13 protein-coding genes and 1 tRNA gene are annotated in these 16868 nt (G+C 39.6%); 11 read left to right on the top strand and 3 right to left on the bottom strand.

The window, feature by feature from the left end; genetic code table 11:
- The first annotated feature begins 320 nt into the window (after nt 1–320).
- Nucleotides 321–397, top strand: a tRNA-His gene (locus AC6H0V_RS07655).
- Between the two features lie 370 nt (nt 398–767).
- Here AC6H0V_RS07655 and AC6H0V_RS07650 read toward each other — a convergent pair.
- Nucleotides 768–1808: a hypothetical protein gene (locus tag AC6H0V_RS07650; RefSeq protein ID WP_497563133.1), complete on the bottom strand. Its 1041-nt coding sequence runs from the start codon at nt 1806–1808 to the stop codon at nt 768–770.
- A 118-nt stretch (nt 1809–1926) separates the two neighbouring features.
- On the opposite strand from AC6H0V_RS07650, the gene AC6H0V_RS07645 reads away from it, so the two are divergent.
- Nucleotides 1927–3186, top strand: a complete 1260-nt coding sequence (locus AC6H0V_RS07645; protein ID WP_497563132.1) for a sensor histidine kinase — start codon at nt 1927–1929, stop codon at nt 3184–3186.
- The gene (locus AC6H0V_RS07640; protein WP_497563131.1) at nt 3183–3806 is read left to right on the top strand and encodes a response regulator; all 624 of its coding nucleotides are present in this window, start codon (nt 3183–3185) and stop codon (nt 3804–3806) included. The genes AC6H0V_RS07645 and AC6H0V_RS07640 overlap by 4 nt, the downstream gene beginning before the upstream one ends.
- A 42-nt stretch (nt 3807–3848) precedes the next feature.
- On the opposite strand, the gene AC6H0V_RS07635 is transcribed toward AC6H0V_RS07640, so the two are convergent.
- Nucleotides 3849–4280: a hypothetical protein gene (locus AC6H0V_RS07635; RefSeq protein ID WP_497563130.1), complete on the bottom strand. Its 432-nt coding sequence runs from the start codon at nt 4278–4280 to the stop codon at nt 3849–3851.
- Nucleotides 4273–4848, bottom strand: a complete 576-nt coding sequence (locus AC6H0V_RS07630; protein ID WP_497563129.1) for an RNA polymerase sigma factor — start codon at nt 4846–4848, stop codon at nt 4273–4275. The genes AC6H0V_RS07635 and AC6H0V_RS07630 overlap by 8 nt, the downstream gene beginning before the upstream one ends.
- Nucleotides 4849–4982: 134 nt before the next feature.
- Between AC6H0V_RS07630 and AC6H0V_RS07625 the strand changes: the two genes are divergently transcribed.
- From AC6H0V_RS07625 to pelA, 8 genes are all read left to right on the top strand, one after another.
- Nucleotides 4983–5447 carry a DUF6249 domain-containing protein gene (locus AC6H0V_RS07625; RefSeq protein ID WP_497563128.1) on the top strand — a complete coding sequence of 155 codons (465 nt, stop codon included), beginning with the start codon at nt 4983–4985 and terminating at the stop codon, nt 5445–5447.
- A 26-nt stretch (nt 5448–5473) separates the two neighbouring features.
- Entirely contained in the window at nt 5474–6805 is a 1332-nt protein-coding gene (locus AC6H0V_RS07620; RefSeq protein ID WP_497563127.1) for a S41 family peptidase, read from the top strand.
- Nucleotides 6806–6932: 127 nt separating this feature from the next.
- Nucleotides 6933–8435 (top strand): FAD-dependent monooxygenase, encoded by a 1503-nt coding sequence (locus AC6H0V_RS07615; RefSeq protein ID WP_497563126.1) that lies wholly within the window; start codon nt 6933–6935, stop codon nt 8433–8435.
- A gap of 274 nt (nt 8436–8709) precedes the next feature.
- Nucleotides 8710–10794, top strand: coding sequence for a sulfatase-like hydrolase/transferase (locus AC6H0V_RS07610; protein ID WP_497563125.1), 2085 nt, complete (start codon nt 8710–8712; stop codon nt 10792–10794).
- 244 nt (nt 10795–11038) lie between these two features.
- A complete protein-coding gene (locus tag AC6H0V_RS07605) occupies nt 11039–11428 on the top strand; it encodes a response regulator (RefSeq protein ID WP_497563124.1) in 390 nt (129 codons plus the stop codon).
- Nucleotides 11429–11982: 554 nt separating this feature from the next.
- Complete coding sequence (locus AC6H0V_RS07600; RefSeq protein WP_497563123.1) at nt 11983–13653, top strand: glycoside hydrolase family 28 protein; 1671 nt, start codon at nt 11983–11985, stop codon at nt 13651–13653.
- Nucleotide 13654: 1 nt separating this feature from the next.
- A complete protein-coding gene (locus tag AC6H0V_RS07595; RefSeq protein WP_497563122.1) occupies nt 13655–15586 on the top strand; it encodes a glycoside hydrolase family 88/105 protein in 1932 nt (643 codons plus the stop codon).
- 161 nt (nt 15587–15747) lie between these two features.
- Nucleotides 15748–16785, top strand: a complete 1038-nt coding sequence (gene pelA / locus AC6H0V_RS07590) for a pectate lyase (protein WP_497563121.1) — start codon at nt 15748–15750, stop codon at nt 16783–16785.
- The last annotated feature ends 83 nt before the right edge of the window (nt 16786–16868 follow it).

Here is a 16868-nt window from a genome sequence, read left to right as displayed (position 1 = left end):
AAAGTCCGAAAGTCGGGAGTCGGAGATTCCTTGGGTCTGAAGTTGAGAATTTAGTTAAATGGACCCCATAGTCGAGAAGTCCAAAAGTCTTGCATGAATGAGTCGAAAGTTGCGAGTAGGGAAGTCTGCAGTTAAGTGCTCTAAGCATAAAGCCCAAAAGTCCAACATGTTGGGTTATCCTGATCACTAAGTATGAACAAAAAGCAATCCCTACGATAACCAGCTCCTCTTCTTCAGGAGAGGCGGGGGTGAGGTTTATTTTAAAATAAATTTGAATAGCCTATTAAAAATCGTATTTTTGTATCTCTGAAAAAAACATGGTGGTTTTAGCTCAGTTGGTTAGAGCATCGGTTTGTGGTACCGAGGGTCGTGGGTTCGAGCCCCATATTCCACCCCAATTTTTTTGAAGGCCTTAGTTTATTCTAAGGCCTTTTTTTTGTGTGATAGATTAGGGTGGTTTAGCTCTCCCGATAGCTATCGGCACGGTTAGAGCATCCCGACATGTGCCGGGAGGGTTGTGGGTTCGAGCCCCATTCCCGATAGTAATTGGGATTGAAAGCCTTAGTTCTACTAGGGCCTTTTTTATTTCCGGACTTTAAGGGATTATTTAGGTCGCCGCAATCTCGGGGTAGAGGATTATGGTTTTATCCTATCGCCAAAAGCAATTATAATCACATTAAACCTAAATGCCCTCCATTAAAGACAAGACATTTAGGCCAAAGCTGCGACATTAGGAAAAAAAAGATAAGCTCATACGCCGAAGGCATTTACTTATACCTTGTAGAAAAAGCACCTTCTGTAATAAGCTGATCTGGATTGGTAGCTAGAGCATTGGTTACCAATGTTGCAGAGAATGTTCCCGTTATGGTGTTATTAACCTGATCGATTGCTGTAACTATAACCGTTGCGCTACCGCCTGCCTTTTGGCTTGTCCATGATCCCGAGGTCCCTAAGCCGATTACTTGGTATGCCGATAAGGTATAGGTAAACACGGATGTAGTGGTGCCATTGCAAACATAAGTACCAGGAGAGGTTACATTATCCAACTTAAACGCCAGCCTGTGGGTCTTGGTCCCTGCTTTTTGGGGGGGACCATCCAAGTATTCGCCCGACAAGCTAAGCACGTTCGATAGGTAACTGCTTGTACCGGCCAATGAAAGCGGACTGCCATTAAGCTTACAAGAAAATACAGATGTATGGCCATAGGAAGTAAAGTTATAGGTACCCACATCAACCTGTTGACCGCTGCTAACCGAAACCTTTTGCGTAACTGGTGGTGTAAATTTATCGGCCTCAATAAATGTGATTGAATAAGCGCTGGATGGAGGTAAGTTAGTAAGCGTGAAGTTACCAGTAACCGGATCAGGCGTAGCAGTGATGAGGTACATCGGATTATTGGTAATGGCCCAAACTGAAACTGCAGCACCTGCAGGACTGATCTTTCCGATGATGCTGCCATTATTAGTGTTTTCTGCAAAAGTTATTATTCCAAGGTCAATATTTTGCCCAGCTGTTAGCTTAATACTTTTAGGTGCTGGTGCCATGTATCTCGCATTTGATGTAAAGCTAAGCGTATATTCGCCCGCTGCCAGATCGGCAAATTTGAAATTACCCTTGGTGTCGTAGGTGGGATTATAGCTAATGGTTTGTCCATTAACGTTACTACTGGCAACCACACCCTCAGCTGCACCGTTTAAACTAAATGTACCGGTAATGCTACCTTTTTCTGGCACTGGATCTTTGCTTTTGCGACAGGAACTGATACCTAGAATCACTACAAACAAAAAAAATAATCTTATTTTCATCATGTTTTTTTTTAGTATAGTCCAAAGTTAAAGACAACCGTATATTTAGGCAATCCCCCAGATTGCGGTATTTTTAAATCCGTGGCAAAAGTAATCCGATGAATATAATATCTTCGTACCTATGAGATTTGACCAGGCTGTAAACTATTTCATGCCAAAGGCGATGCGTTATCATAAAACCCATTTGCGATACGATGAATTTCGAGTAATCGTGAGTTCAACGCTTATCGGTGTACCGCTGATGCTAATGTTTCCAGGCTTCGTTTATTATATGCATAAACCCGTCCTCGGCTATTTCATCAATATTGGTCTTATCGTGCTCCTGCTTCTCTCAATCAAGAACCTAGGACATTACCGTATCCCCATGACTTTAACCGCACTGTCTGCCTATTGGATTATGTACGACTGGATTCGGGATTCTGGGATGATCTACTCTTCTAATTTGTCGTTTGTGCACGTGAATTTGCTAGTGGCTATCTGGGTAGACAAGAAATATGGATGGTGGACCATCTTCGGTAACCTTGGGTTATTAGGGTTTATTTATTATCAAACCGTTCATTTGGGAATAGTCGGGTCTGTTTACCAGCTTATTGGTAGTCCCCTTTATGCTTTCGGGATGAATGTGCTAATCACCCTTTTTTTCGGTGGATTTATGGCCTATCAGCAATATGATCAGGAACGTGACCGGAATAAAATTAAGGAACTACAAGACAAGAAGATCGATCTTCTTGATGAGGCGGTTAAGCAGCGTACAGAACAGCTTAATAGTATGCGAGAGACCATTGCAACGGATTTTCACGATGAAACCGGCAACATGTTATCCGCTATTACCAGACAGGCATCTCTCTTAAAGTTAAAACTTGATCAACACGACCAGGTACAGCCAATTGTGGCTAGCATCATCCACAATAGCAACGCTTTGTATGCTAGCAGTAAGGATTTTTTGTGGCACCTTAACCATAACAGTGATGACCCGCAGGAACTTTTCAGCTATCTCACCGCGTATGGCCAGCGCTATTACAATCAGTTCGATATTGCATTCTCTTCAACTGCAGAGGCCTGTAATCCACAACAGTTAGGCCCGATGGCTGCCCTTAATGTACTTTTCATTTTTAAGGAGGCGATGACCAATGTGGTTAAGCATGCCAGCGCTACAGAGGTTACCCTAACCATGACATGTTCATCATCCGAAGAGATTTGTTATGCGCTCATTGATAATGGTTCATGGAAAACCGCAGACACCACAAGTGGGCATTATGGACTAGCAAATATGGAACGGCGTTGCCAAAAAAATGGCTTTGGATTCGGTTTAGTGAAACAACCTAGTGGAACACGCATTGAAATCAGCATTCCGGTAAACAACTTCAACACAAATTCATGAACAAGCGGATCACTATCGTAGAAGATAACAGCAAGATCAGTGAGGGATTCGCAGCGCTGATTGAAAATACTCCCGGCTATGAGCTGGCCGGACAATACCGGACCTGCGAAGAGGCATTGAAAAATCTAGGTACTGATGCGTGCGATCTTGTGCTAATGGATATTGACCTGCCTGGTATCGATGGTATCGAAGGCACTCTCCGGATTAAAAAGCAGCGGCCAAACTGTATCGTTTTGATTATTACCGTTCTGGAAGACAGTGATAAAGTTTTCCGCTCGTTGTGCGCTGGCGCTGGTGGCTATATTGTTAAGAACTCAGATACTGATCAGATTCTCCAAAACATGGCCGAAGCATTTGCTGGCGGCGCTCCCATGAGCCTACAGATTGCCAAGATGGTGGTACAGTCTTTTATGCGTTCCCACGATTCCCCACTGTCAGAACGTGAAACCGAAGTACTAAAAGGCATTGCAGAAGGAAAAAGCTATACTAAGATTGCCCTTGATCTCTTCCTTAGCAAGGAGACGGTGCGTAGTCACATCAAAAATATTTATCACAAACTGGCCGTCAACAGCAAAGCTGAAGCACTTAAGGTTGCTGGAACCAATAAATGGATTAGCTGAAAGACTTGTTTGGTGCTTAAGGCATTTCTTTGGGAAAAACTGCTAACTCAAGACCGCCTTTTCATACTTCTTTGCCAGAAAGGAACTTTCTTTATAAGCAAGTATTAGGTAAAGTGCAACAGGAATAAGAAATAATAGGTATTGGACTGGAATAAAAATCAACGATTTTATACAATAAACCAGACAGGTTATCATTACTAGGGCCATTAACACGTTCATTATGATTGCAAAAAATGAATGTGTTTTCTTCTCTTCGAACACCCGTTCTACTACTACACTCGCCAAATCGATTTTTAAAGTTTCTAATTTAAAATCTTCATTGATAAAATGATAAAGCTCAGTATAGGTTGCTAAGGCTTTGTTGCAACCTGGGCATTCATTTATATGCGATTGAAACAATTCTATATTGCCCATAAACTCGCCGTCCATATAATTCTGAAAGTCTTCTTCTGTATAATGATCTAAGTTATCCATTGATTGCTATATGATGGGTTAATAGTTCCTTTAATTTTACTCTTGCCCTAAAAAGATGGCTTTTCACCGTATTAATGGGCATCTCTACGATTGTACTTATTTCTTCTAATGATAATTCTTCCTGATGGAAAAGTAATAAAATGCTTTCTTGTATGCTAGGTAATTTTTTAATAGCCTCTGTTAAAAGCTGTTGATTTTGTTTTTTAATTAACAATCCCTCGGGATTTGGTGTATTTTCCTCAATCACAACCGTTTCTGCATTACTCTCGTTCAATAGATCCTCTAGCGAAATATTCTTTTTCCTTTTTAGAAAATTTATAGACGTATTATAAGCAATATTACCAATCCAAGTAGAAAGCTTTGATTTAAACTGAAAGGTATGCAGCTTTTCATAAACCTTTAAGAACACATCCTGCGAGATATCCTGGCGGTCGTTTTCATTTTTGATCAAAGGTATAACAATATGAAAAACCAAGCTCTCATACTTTCTCACGAGCCTTTCAAATGCTGCTTTCTGATGTGATAAGACATCTTTCACCAATAAAAAATCAGACTGTTCAGACTCCATGGATTTTTAATCTGTTGAATTTGACAAGTGGCCCCCTTTAAAGTTGCACTAAAAGGTAATTAAATTTAATACTAATTTTTTTGCAACTTTATTGCAGAACGACTGTCTGATTGGGCAAATCAAAATATAAGATCATGAAGAAATATGTTATTACCTTTTTCGCAATAGTTGCTTATCAGTTAAGTAATGCACAAGAAGTGGTGAGCAGAACCTTGCCCTTCGACCCCAATCAAAATAAGCTCATTCCAGACAAGGTTTTTGAATTCGGTGTTCCGATGGTGTTTTTGATCTTAATTCTTAACACCATTGTAACGGTACTAAAAAATAGGGCCGATCAACAGTTAAAACTTAAAATGGTAGAAAAAGGGATAAGCGAAGAAACACTGATCCAGATTTTTAAGGAAAGTAATGCCATCGCCAAACTACAGTCGCTCAAATATTTCCTGGTCTGTATTGCCCTCGGCATTTCTTTAATTGTGATCCATTTCTGTAAGGATGCGCTTATCAATCAATCCGGATACATGGCACTGGGGATCATTTTAACCTTCACATCGATCTCGTTTTTTATCTACTATCAAATTCTTCAGCGTAAAGCTTAATCTCAAACATTCTTAAATTTTTAGTCATGAAGTTAATTAAAACAACATTCATAGGCATAGCCTTGTCCTTTTTGTTGCTATTGTCAGCAAACTTATTCGCGCAGAGCGATAATGGAAATGAACCCATAAACATGGGTCAACAACAAATCATTATAGAAAAAGCAATTATCCTTTTAAAGGAGAATTACGTCTTTCCTGAGCGGATCAAAAAAATTGAAACGGATATCAAAAGCAAATTAAAAAATGCCGGATATCAGCAATATGCTACGTTATTTGATTTCTTGGAGCAACTTAATAAAGATTTCGAAGTTGCTGGTAATGATCATCACTTAAATATCTTTTATGGGCCACAATATGTGAAAAAGATCATTGCTGCCGCAAATAGTACAGATAAAAGCGATGAAAAAGTACCTGAAGAATTTATAAGAATGGTGAAATATGAAAATTACTTCATCAAAAAAACAGAACGATTGGATGGCAATATCGGCTACCTGAAATTTAACAAATTTGAAGAACTACAATTTGCCAAAGGGGCCTTAACAAGTGCTATTAGTCTGATTTCGAATTCAAATGCCATTATCGTAGACTTAAGGGAAAACGGTGGAGGAAGTGCAGAGACCGTACATTTTCTCGTAAGTCATTTTTTACCAGACTCAACAAAATTAGGAACATTTAAAAGTAAGAATGCTTCCGAAACCAAAGAACTGTGGACAATAAAAGATCCCGCCATCAAGAAAATAGATTCTCGGGTGCCTCTTTATATTCTTGTAAGCAAAAGAACATCATCTGCCGCAGAATCTTTTGCGTATACGCTACAACAGTTTAAAAGAGCTATGATAGTTGGCGAGCAAACCCATGGTGAAGCAAATCCGGGTCTTAGATTGGTTATAAATGAGAAGCTTTACATGATTGTACCAACCCATGTTAATCGTAGTGCAGTTACGGGTACAAACTGGGAGGGAGTGGGTGTTACGCCAGATATAAAAACCAGTCTTGAGCTTTCACTGCCATCAGCTTTGCTAGAAATTTGTAAACTGTTGGCAAATACTGACAATAAACTTTATAAATGGATGCAGACTGAATTTGAAGCCCAATTATCCCCTGAATTGCCTAAAGAAAACTTCATTAAAGCTCTATTAGGAAATTACGGGGAACAAAAATTTGCCTTGGAAAACGGAAATCTTTACTTTATTTCTAAAACGAACAAGCGCAAAATGAATTATTTAAAAGATGGCCTATTTGCAGTTGAAGGAAGGAAAGACTACCGAATTGCGTTTGATCCTAACAGCAACGTGATTGATAAAGTAGAATTTAGATGGGATGATGGCACGATAGATAAATATAAGAAGATGGATTAAAAATTTTAGACAGAGAAAAGGTTCATTTCTAAAGATTTGAACCTTTTTTATTGCAAAAATTTTATTGCTACCTTGTTTTTGTTTAATACCTATGCTTAAGTAATTGAAGAATCATATTACCCAGATCATGAAAACTCAAGTATTAATCGTAGGTGCAGGTCCAACAGGCTTAGTACTTGCACTATGGCTTACTAGAATGGGAATTAGCGTTCGCATTATTGATAAAACCAATACTTCAGGAACGACATCCAGAGCCACCGTATTCCATGCTCGAAATCTCGAATTTTATCATCAATTAGGTATCGATCAAAAGGCAATTGATAAAGGAATCCACTTTAACGACATCAATCTTTGGGCAAAGGGAAAAAAAGCGGCACATGTTTCGTTCTCGAATATTGGTACACCAATAAGTCCCTATCCCTATGCCTTAATCTTCCCCCAAGATAAACATGAACAGTTCTTGATAGATGAACTCAAAGATTTAGGCGTAAGCGTAGAACGAGAAACAGAGTTGGTATCTTTTAACAACTCCAGGTCAGGGGTAACCGCCCAGCTTCAAAAACAAAATAAAATGGAGGAAATAACTGCTATGTATTTAGCAGGTTGTGATGGGGCACATTCTACAGTACGCAAAAAGGAGGAAATCAACTTTGTTGGTGGGGCTTATGCACACACATTTTATGTAGCTGATGTTGAATGTAGCGGTCCCGTAGCCAACGGACAAATGCATGGAGCAATAGATAAATCAGATTTTTTTGTGGTTTTTCCTATGAAAGGAGAAAACAGGGTACGTTTAATCGGAACTATATACAACGAAAACCCATCGGAGGATAAGGAACTGACATGGCAAGATGTTAGCAAAGACATTATCGAAAGGATGAAAATTACCATACATCACATCAACTGGTTTTCTACGTATCGTGTTCATCACCGTGTTGCGGAAAGCTTTAGAAAAGATCGGATTTTTCTTCTGGGAGATGCAGGGCACATACATAGTCCGGTAGGCGGACAGGGAATGAATACTGGTGTTGGCGACGCCATTAACCTGGCCTGGAAAATTCGTGATGTGCTTAACGGTAAGGCCCATGATATGCTTTTAGATACTTATAGCACTGAAAGAATGGCTTTTGCACAACTACTTGTTCAAAGCACAGATAGGGCTTTTAGCTTTGTTACCGCAAGAAGTTCATTCGCCACGTTCGTTCGAATGCACGTGGTACCAAATGTAGTGCCCCTGCTTTTTAGGTTTACCTGGTTTAGGAGAATGATATTTTTAACCATGTCACAAACTCGGATCCAATACCGTAATAGCAAACTCAGTGATGGGAAAATAGGTAAAATTCAAGGCGGGGATAGATTGCCCTGGACCGGGGATAACTTCGAAAGTTTAAAAACCTTACAATGGCAACTGCACTGCTATGGGAAACCTGAGCAAGAATTAACAAATTGGTGCAAAAGTAAACGCTTACAGTTCGAAATTTATCCCTTTACCGCTGCCGCAAAACGGGTTGGGTTAAAGGAAAATGCCGTGTACGTAATCAGGCCTGATGGCTATATCGGACTGGCTCAAACAGATGGTAGATTAGAACCAATCAAAAATTACCTAACCATTTGGCATATAATTACATAAACACCATCTTTAATTCGCAAAACCTACAAGAATAAAATTAATTCTAATAAAACATTTTATTGTAACTCACGTTAACCCAAGTGATTAATTAATAAACTCACCGGATGGTGGGCATATTTACGTGAAAAAAACTTAGTCTACCTATGTTTAAGTAAATGAATTGACCCTTAACGATAGACGTATTGTTAAGGGTTATTTTTTTGACGTTAACATTGAAACGTTGTAATGTTAGTTCAAGGGTTTTTTGTAGTTTTAGCTTTAGCTTTAACATAAAATGAAGAACTCTCCGACCCTGGTATTTTCCTTAACTCTATCAATCTCTCTTGCCTTAAGCTTTAAGGTTAAAGCACAAATTCTCAATACCAAGAAACCGAATATCATATTAATCGTAACCGATGATTTAGGCTATGGCGATTTGGGTGTCTTTTACCAAAACCTTCGCAAGAGTAAAAATGAAAGGGCCGAACCCTGGATGCAAACCCCTAATCTTGATCAATTGGCAGCCAGTGGAGCGATGTTAACCAATAATTATGCTGCGGCACCGGTCTGTGCGCCTTCCCGTGCCTCGATGATGTTGGGTGTAAGTCAAGGCCATGCAAACGTTCGAGATAACCAGTTTGATAAAGCAATCGAAGATAACTACACCATTGGGAACGTATTACAGTCTGCGGGCTATACCACCGCTGCAATTGGGAAATGGGGCCTGCAGGGGGTAACAGCTAGTTGGCCTGCGCATCCCTTAAATAGAGGTTTCGATTACTTTTTTGGCTATATGAGACATAGTGATGGACATGAACATTATCCTAAAGAAGGCTTGTATAGAAAACCAAAAGAAGTTTGGGAAAATAGAACTGAATTGAGCAGCAAATTGGACAAATGTTATACCGGTGATCTTTTTACTGCTGTTGCCAAAAAATGGATAGTGGATCAAACTAGATCCAAACTTATCAAACCCTTTTTTATGTTCCTGGCTTATGATAATCCACATGCCGCCTTAGAATTACCAACCCAGCAGTATCCCGCGCAAGGAGGTTTAAAAGGCGGATTGCAATGGGTGGGTAAGCCAGGAGAAATGATTAATACCGCTTCGGGTAAAATAGATTCGTATGTTCATCCAGATTATCGAGATGCAACCTATGATCATGATCATAATGCAGCCACTCCAGAAATTCCCTGGCCCGATACGTTTAAAAGATATGCCACTATCGTGCGCCGGATAGACGATCAGGTGGGCGATCTAATCCAGCTGCTAAAAGACCTGAAGATCTATTCAAATACCATGGTTGTTTTCACATCTGATAATGGCCCCTCAATAGAATCCTATTTACCGAAAGAATTTACCCCAAACAGACCCGATTTTTTTAATAGCTTCGGCCCATTTGATGGTATCAAAAGAGACGTTTGGGAAGGAGGGATGAGGATGCCGACCCTGATATCTTGGCCAAATCTGATTAAACCAAGCCTTATACTGGAAAACCCATCCATCTCGTATGATTTTTTACCAACCTTTGCCCAAGCGGCAGGATTAACTATTCCTGTTAAAGTTAATGGCGTTTCATTGCTCTCCCAACTTACTGGCGTGGGAAAGATTAATAAAAGCTTTATCTATACCGAATATTTTGAGAAAGGAGCCACTCCCGATTTTGATGAGTTTGATAAAAGCCATCAGGGCAGGCGAAGAAATCAAATGCAAATGATCAGAATGGATGATACATTGGCTGTGAGATATAACATTAAATCTGCTGATGATGATTTTGAAATCTATAACATCAAAACAGATAAACAACAGGTAAATAATTTAGCTAAAAGTGGAGATCATTCTGCTATGCAAAAATTTGTTAAAGCGAAGGTTTTGCAGGTAAGACTAGCGGATACATCGGCGCAAAGACCTTATGACAATGCCCCGATCGAAGGGTTAAAAAATGGAAATTTTAGGGATGGATTAATCTGGAACAGTTACCAAAACAGTTCCAAATGGATTCCTGAAGTTTCGGGCCTATCGCCATTTAAGACAGGAAAAATAGCCAAACCTGAGGCCATCCTATTGCCCGCTGATCAAGGAAATTTAATTGTTTACAGGGGTTTTATTTTAATTAAAGAAGCCGGAAGTTATAATTTTCAGCTTTCGGCCAAAGGAAAGGCATTCCTAAAAATCCATGATATCAATTTAATTGATGAAGACTATGGCTATCAATCAAATACAGTTAAAATTTGCAGTTTAAACTTAAAAGCTGGATACCATCCCATTACCTTATTTTATCTGAAAGAAAAAGGTGCCGCTAAACCGGAAATTAACTTAAAGGTTAACAATCTCAAATCAACTCAGGATCCTATACAATTTTTTAGTTTAGGTAAATAAAACGTGTAAGTTTTTACACAAATTGGGGAATTATTTCAACTGTGTCGACAATACATTTTTACGTTATCCTTCATAAAACGATGGTCCTAGACCTGAGAGGTAAAAATCAGCTGCTTTTTTCGCGGCAGCAGTGGTTAAAATTTGTGGAACAACCTGTGCGACTATAAATCTTTGCCGACCAGTGGTTTGTGGCTTTTAATTTGTTTTAGGTTAAAGGTTAATTAAACCAATAAGTAATTATTTGATGGAGCAAGGGAATATGATAATGATTGTAGATGATAATCCAATCGATCAGATGATTACAACGCACATTGTTAAAATGGTGTTCGCGAATAGGGAGATTGTGGTTATGCAAAGTGCCATGGCTGCGTTAGAATATCTACATCACAATCAGCATGATCCTAAATTTATCCCATCATTGATTCTGCTTGATTTGGATATGCCAGGAATGAATGGTTTCGGCTTTTTAGCTCAGTTTTCGGCTTTTGGAGAAGCAGTGAAAAAAGCGTGTAAGATTGTGGTATTAACGGCTTCGAAGGTAGCTTCTGATATAAAATTAATGCAGGCAGATCCGCATGTAGCACAGCTGATAGCAAAACCACTTAGCAAAAACGCACTTGTACCAGTGATATAGAAGTAATTAATACTCTACTAATGAAAGATCCCGGTTTACCTGGGATTTTTTTACCTCGTCCCCGCCTCTGCTAAAGGAGAGGGGCTGATTTATCGTAAGGGAATCTTCAAGTTACTATGGCCAATTTCCAGGCTCAACCTATACTTATTTCGTCCTTCGAAGGCTCCGACTTTCGGACTCAATCCCCTGTTAGACTTTTGGACTTCTCGACTTCTGGACTCCATTAAGAGCAATTTTCAAGTTCAACTACGGACTCTCGGACTTCCGGACTTTTCGACTCAATCCCCTCTTGGACTTTTGGACTTCTCGACTTCTGGACTCCATTATGAGCTTAATTTTCAAGTTCAACTACGGACACTTGGACTTCCGGACTTTTCGACTCAATCCCCTGTTGGGCTTTTGGACTTCTCGACTTCTGGACTCCATTATGAGCTTAATTTTCAAGTTTAACCTAACTCTGATAACGATTGCACACTTATTTTCTACGATTTAGTTTCATTTAGGGTTAAAACTGTGTAGACTTGTTATTGAAAACCAATATACCTGTACTGTCAATGAAACAATTATCGTACATCTTCCTTGCGCTTTTTTTTTGTGCTCCGTTTTTTGTTAATGCCCAATCTGCTAGTGAGAAGAACTATTCTTTCGCTAATCTTCCCGTAATTGCTAAAACGTCTTTCAGGAAAGATACCCTCAACATCCTAGCATTTGGCGCCAAGGGCGATGGTTTAACCCTAAATACCAAAAGCATTAACAATGCAATTATTGCTTGTAATAAAAAAGGTGGTGGGGTAGTACTGGTTCCCAAAGGCATGTGGCTTACTGGTCCGATAGAACTAAAAAGTAATGTAAACCTTCACCTTCAGGCTAACGCCATTCTTCAATTTACAACAGATTTTGACCAATATCCCTTAGTGGCAAGTAATTGGGAAGGTTTGCCCCAAATGCGCAACCAATCGCCCTTATGGGCTACAAACCAGCAAAATATTGCCATAACGGGATTGGGGATTATTGATGGTGCTGGAGATGCATGGCGAATGGTTAAAAAAGATAAGTTAACCGAAAGTCAGTGGGCAAGATTGATAGCATCTGGAGGAATACTTAGCGACGATAAAAAAACCTGGTACCCATCAGAAAAAACATTCAAGGGCTCAAAACTGAAAAACCCTGGAGAAATTACAGGCGATAAGACTCCTGAATTCTATAATTCGATTAAAGATTTTTTAAGACCTAATCTGTTGGTTCTTACTTCATGCAAGAAAATTTTGCTAGAAGGGATTACCTTTCAGAATTCGCCTGCTTGGAACCTTCATCCACTGATGTGTGAAGATCTAACTGTTAGAAATGTGTATGCGAAAAACCCTTGGTATGCTCAAAATGGAGACGGTATCGACATTGAATCCTGTAAAAACGTATTAATCGAGGGCAGTACTTTCGATGTGGGTGATGATGGAATTTGTATCAAATCTGGTCGTGATGCCGCAGGTAGAAAACGGGGTATGCCAACCCAGAATGTAATCATCCGCAATAGCACGGTTTACCATGCCCATGGGGGATTTGTGATTGGAAGTGAAATGTCTGGAGGAGCTAAGAATATATTTGTGTCTGACTGTTCGTTTATAGGTACAGACATCGGCCTCCGTTTTAAAACTACTAGGGGAAGAGGGGGAGTGGTAGAAAAGATCTATGTTAAAAACATTAACATGAAAGATATTGTTGGCGAAGCCATTTTGTTTGATATGTACTATGCAGCAGTAGATCCGGTTCCATTAAAGGGAGAAAAACGAGAAGCGCCAAAGGTAGAACTGTTCCCTGTAACCGAAGAAACCCCCATTTTTAGGAATTTTAATATCGAAAATGTAGTATGTGACGGCGCTTCAAAAGCAGTATTTATTAGAGGATTGCCAGAGTTGAGCATCAGCAATATTAAAATAACTAATTTAAACATCAAAGCAAAAGAGGGGATCGATATCCAAGAAGCAAAAAATGTAACGTTAAGTAACATCAATTTGCTTGTAAAAGAGGCAGATCCATTAATTAATATTCAAAACGGTAACAATATCAGTTTCGAACGCGTTAATTATAACACAGCTAAACTGCTGCTTCGCATTAGTGGCGACCGAAACAGTGCCATTAAAACTACAGGTTTAGATGCCACTAAAGCAACGGTAAAAACAGAATTTGTGGCAGGAGCCGACGAAAAATCAGTACAGATCAATAAATAACATGAACAAATCGATAGTCAAGTTTTTAATCTTCGCCTTCTTTGTCGGATCAGCGTTCCAAAGCAAGGCCCAAACAAAGCCTCTCTCCCAACAAATGGCCGATCAGGTGTTGGCCCTGTCAAAAGATTCGCTAGATAAAAGTACGGGTAATTTCCGACCAGTTAAATGGTCGTATGATCAGGGAGTGATTTTAGAAGGTATAGATGCGGTTTGGAGAAGAACAGGTAATGGAGATTATTTCAGGTACATGCAGAGCTGCATGGATTTTTTTGTAACTAAAGATGGTACAATCAATACCTATAAACAAACCGATTTTAACATCGATAATGTAAAAAACGGACGTAGTTTATTGAGTTTGTACAAATTAACGGGTCAGCCTAAATATTTCAAGGCGGCTACCTTGTTGTGGGACCAGCTACAGCAGCAGCCCCGTACCACTGAAGGTGGGTTTTGGCATAAAAAAATCTATCCGAACCAAATGTGGCTGGATGGTTTATATATGGGAGAACCATTTTATGCAGAATATGCGGCACTAATTAAAAACGATAAAGCTTTTGACGACATCGCCAATCAGTTTATTTGGATGGAAAAAAACTCCAGGGACGCAAAAACCGGGTTGCTATACCATGGTTGGGACGAATCTAAAGCAGAACAATGGGCCAACAAGACCACGGGCAGATCACCCAATTTTTGGGCCAGGGCCATGGGATGGTACGGAATGGCTTTGGTTGATGTGCTTGATAATTTCCCCACCACCCATTCAAAACGTAAAGAACTGATAGCCATTTTAAATCGTTTTGCTGTTGCTACGCAAAAAGTTCAGGACCCTAAATCTGGTTTATGGTACGATATTTTAGATCAACCGCAACGTAAAGGGAATTACCCCGAAGCATCGGCCTCAAGTATGTTCGTTTATGCATTGGCCAAAGGGGTTCGTATGGGATATTTGCCAGCTACTTATTTCGCAGTGGCGGATAAAGGATATAACGGGATAAAAAAGGAATTTATTGAACCGGTTTCTGCCGATAGAGTTAATCTAAAAGGAACAGTGGCTGTTTCTGGATTGGGAGGTAAACCTTATCGTGATGGTACTTTTGACTATTACATCAGTGAAAAAGTAATTACTAACGATGCGAAAGGGGTTGGTGCATATTTATTGGCTGCCAATGAAATCGAAATCGCAAAATTACCGAAACCGGGTTTAGGCAAAACGGTACTATTGGATTCATATTTCAACAACGAATCGAGAATAGACCAGAGCAACAATTCAATTTCTTGGCATTACAAGTGGGATGAGCGAGACAACGGAGGCTTTTCTTTCTGGGGTGGATTATTCAACAACGCTGGTTACAAAACCAATACGCTTTACCAGGCGCCCACTGCAGTTAATTTAAAAGGGGCATCGGTGTACATTATTGTTGATCCAGATATCGAAAAGGAAAATCCGAAGCCAAATTTTGTGGCAGCGGCCGATATTACGGCAATTACTAATTGGGTAAAAGCGGGAGGTGTGCTCGTATTAATGGCAAATGATGCGCCAAATGCCGAGTTAGCTCATTTTAATAAGCTGGCCGCTAATTTTGGTGTGTTTTTTAATGGCGATAGCAAGGGTACCGTTCCAGTAGCTACCAATTTCGAAACCGCTAAAGTAGTTGTTCCTGCAGGAAATGAAATTTTTAAAACGGCAACTAATTTATTTATTAAAGAATATAGCAGTCTGAAACTTACGGCCCCCGCTAAATCTGTATTAAAGGATAAAGATGGTGCAGATGTAATGTCGGTAACCAAATTGGGCAAGGGAACCGTTTTTGTAATTGGTGATCCATGGCTCTACAATGAATATGTAGATGGAAAAAAATTACCCGCAGGATACGATAATTTTAAAGCAGCGGGTGATTTGATAAACTGGATAGTTAAACAACAAGTTAAATAATGTTAGAAGCCCTTCGACTACGCTCAGGGTGGCAATCTTAATTTGATATAACTTTTAGCTTGTCATCTGAGCGTAGTCGAAGGACGGTGCAATCAATCGTGAAACAAACAACAATAATTAAAATCTGTGAAATCCTTATAATCGGTGTAACCACTCGCTATATGAAAAAACTAAAAATCTTATTCTATACACTCATCTGCATCAGCTTCTGTTCTTGTGCAACCGCTCAAAATACAGTACCGATCAATGCTAAAATTGATACCGTTGCCGAAAAAATGCTTATTTATCAACTAAGTAACGGCGCTTGGCCAAAGCAGCTTGAAGACGCAAGTGTGGTAAATTATAGCTTGCCAATTAATGAAGCATTATTGGCAAAAATTAAAGCTACTACAGAGAAACATGCCACAATTGACAATAGCGCAACGAGCAGAGAAATCAATGCCCTGGTAAAAGCCTACAAAGCCACCAATAATGCGGCCTACCTTAAGGCGGCAGAAAGAGGGATCGATTATCTCATTAAGGCACAATATCAAAATGGGGGATGGCCACAATATTACCCTGATAAGAGTATTTACCGGGCAGAAATTACCTATAATGATGATGCAATGATCAATGTCCTCAATATTATGTTAAACATTGCTACTCAAGCCAATGATTTTGATGTGGTAAATAAAAAATATATTCCTGCTGCGAAAAGTGCGATAGAGCGGGGATTGGATTGTATCATAAAAACACAAGTTGTTCAAAACGGCAAGCTTAGTATTTGGGCAGCACAATATGATCAAAATACGTTAAAACCAGCCAAAGCGAGAAATTTTGAGCCTGCATCACTGAGTACATCCGAATCGGTAGGTATTGTGAGGTTCTTAATGCGTCTTAAAAATCCTTCACCTGAGGTTAAGACAGCTATCTCTAGTGCGATAGATTGGTTTAACACTTCTAAAATCACAGGATATAAATTTGCTAGATTTCCAGATGGGAAAGATATGGGGCTTATCCCTGATCCAACCTCCACCATATGGGGCCGCTTTTACGATTTCCAAACGAACCAACCTATTTTTGGTGATCGAGACAATTCTGTAAAAACCAACGTAGCCGACATTAGCTTAGAGCGCAGAACCCACTATGGATGGTATGGCATCTGGCCAACTAATTTAATCGCAAAGGATTATCCAAAGTGGCAGAAAGCAAATAATTAGCTAATTGAATCGGGAACGATTGCGCAAATATTTGCGCTTAAATCGGGTTTTTACCAGCTAAAAATAGGTATAATTGTCTTAAC

The organism is Pedobacter sp. NO84 (assembly GCF_059703915.1).
This window is presented reverse-complemented; position numbering and strand designations above follow the sequence as displayed.

What these genes read in the sequence shown, in the direction of transcription:
- AC6H0V_RS07595 (WP_497563122.1), top strand. Translation starts at nt 13,655, where the DNA reads ATGAACAAATCGATAGTCAAGTTTTTAATCTTCGCCTTCTTTGTCGGA.
- AC6H0V_RS07605 (WP_497563124.1), top strand. Translation starts at nt 11,039, where the DNA reads ATGGAGCAAGGGAATATGATAATGATTGTAGATGATAATCCAATCGAT.
- AC6H0V_RS07640 (WP_497563131.1), top strand. Translation starts at nt 3,183, where the DNA reads ATGAACAAGCGGATCACTATCGTAGAAGATAACAGCAAGATCAGTGAG.
- AC6H0V_RS07625 (WP_497563128.1), top strand. Translation starts at nt 4,983, where the DNA reads ATGAAGAAATATGTTATTACCTTTTTCGCAATAGTTGCTTATCAGTTA.
- AC6H0V_RS07620 (WP_497563127.1), top strand. Translation starts at nt 5,474, where the DNA reads ATGAAGTTAATTAAAACAACATTCATAGGCATAGCCTTGTCCTTTTTG.
- AC6H0V_RS07635 (WP_497563130.1), bottom strand. Translation starts at nt 4,280, where the DNA reads ATGGATAACTTAGATCATTATACAGAAGAAGACTTTCAGAATTATATG.
- AC6H0V_RS07650 (WP_497563133.1), bottom strand. Translation starts at nt 1,808, where the DNA reads ATGATGAAAATAAGATTATTTTTTTTGTTTGTAGTGATTCTAGGTATC.
- AC6H0V_RS07610 (WP_497563125.1), top strand. Translation starts at nt 8,710, where the DNA reads ATGAAGAACTCTCCGACCCTGGTATTTTCCTTAACTCTATCAATCTCT.
- AC6H0V_RS07645 (WP_497563132.1), top strand. Translation starts at nt 1,927, where the DNA reads ATGAGATTTGACCAGGCTGTAAACTATTTCATGCCAAAGGCGATGCGT.
- pelA (WP_497563121.1), top strand. Translation starts at nt 15,748, where the DNA reads ATGAAAAAACTAAAAATCTTATTCTATACACTCATCTGCATCAGCTTC.
- AC6H0V_RS07630 (WP_497563129.1), bottom strand. Translation starts at nt 4,848, where the DNA reads ATGGAGTCTGAACAGTCTGATTTTTTATTGGTGAAAGATGTCTTATCA.
- AC6H0V_RS07615 (WP_497563126.1), top strand. Translation starts at nt 6,933, where the DNA reads ATGAAAACTCAAGTATTAATCGTAGGTGCAGGTCCAACAGGCTTAGTA.
- AC6H0V_RS07600 (WP_497563123.1), top strand. Translation starts at nt 11,983, where the DNA reads ATGAAACAATTATCGTACATCTTCCTTGCGCTTTTTTTTTGTGCTCCG.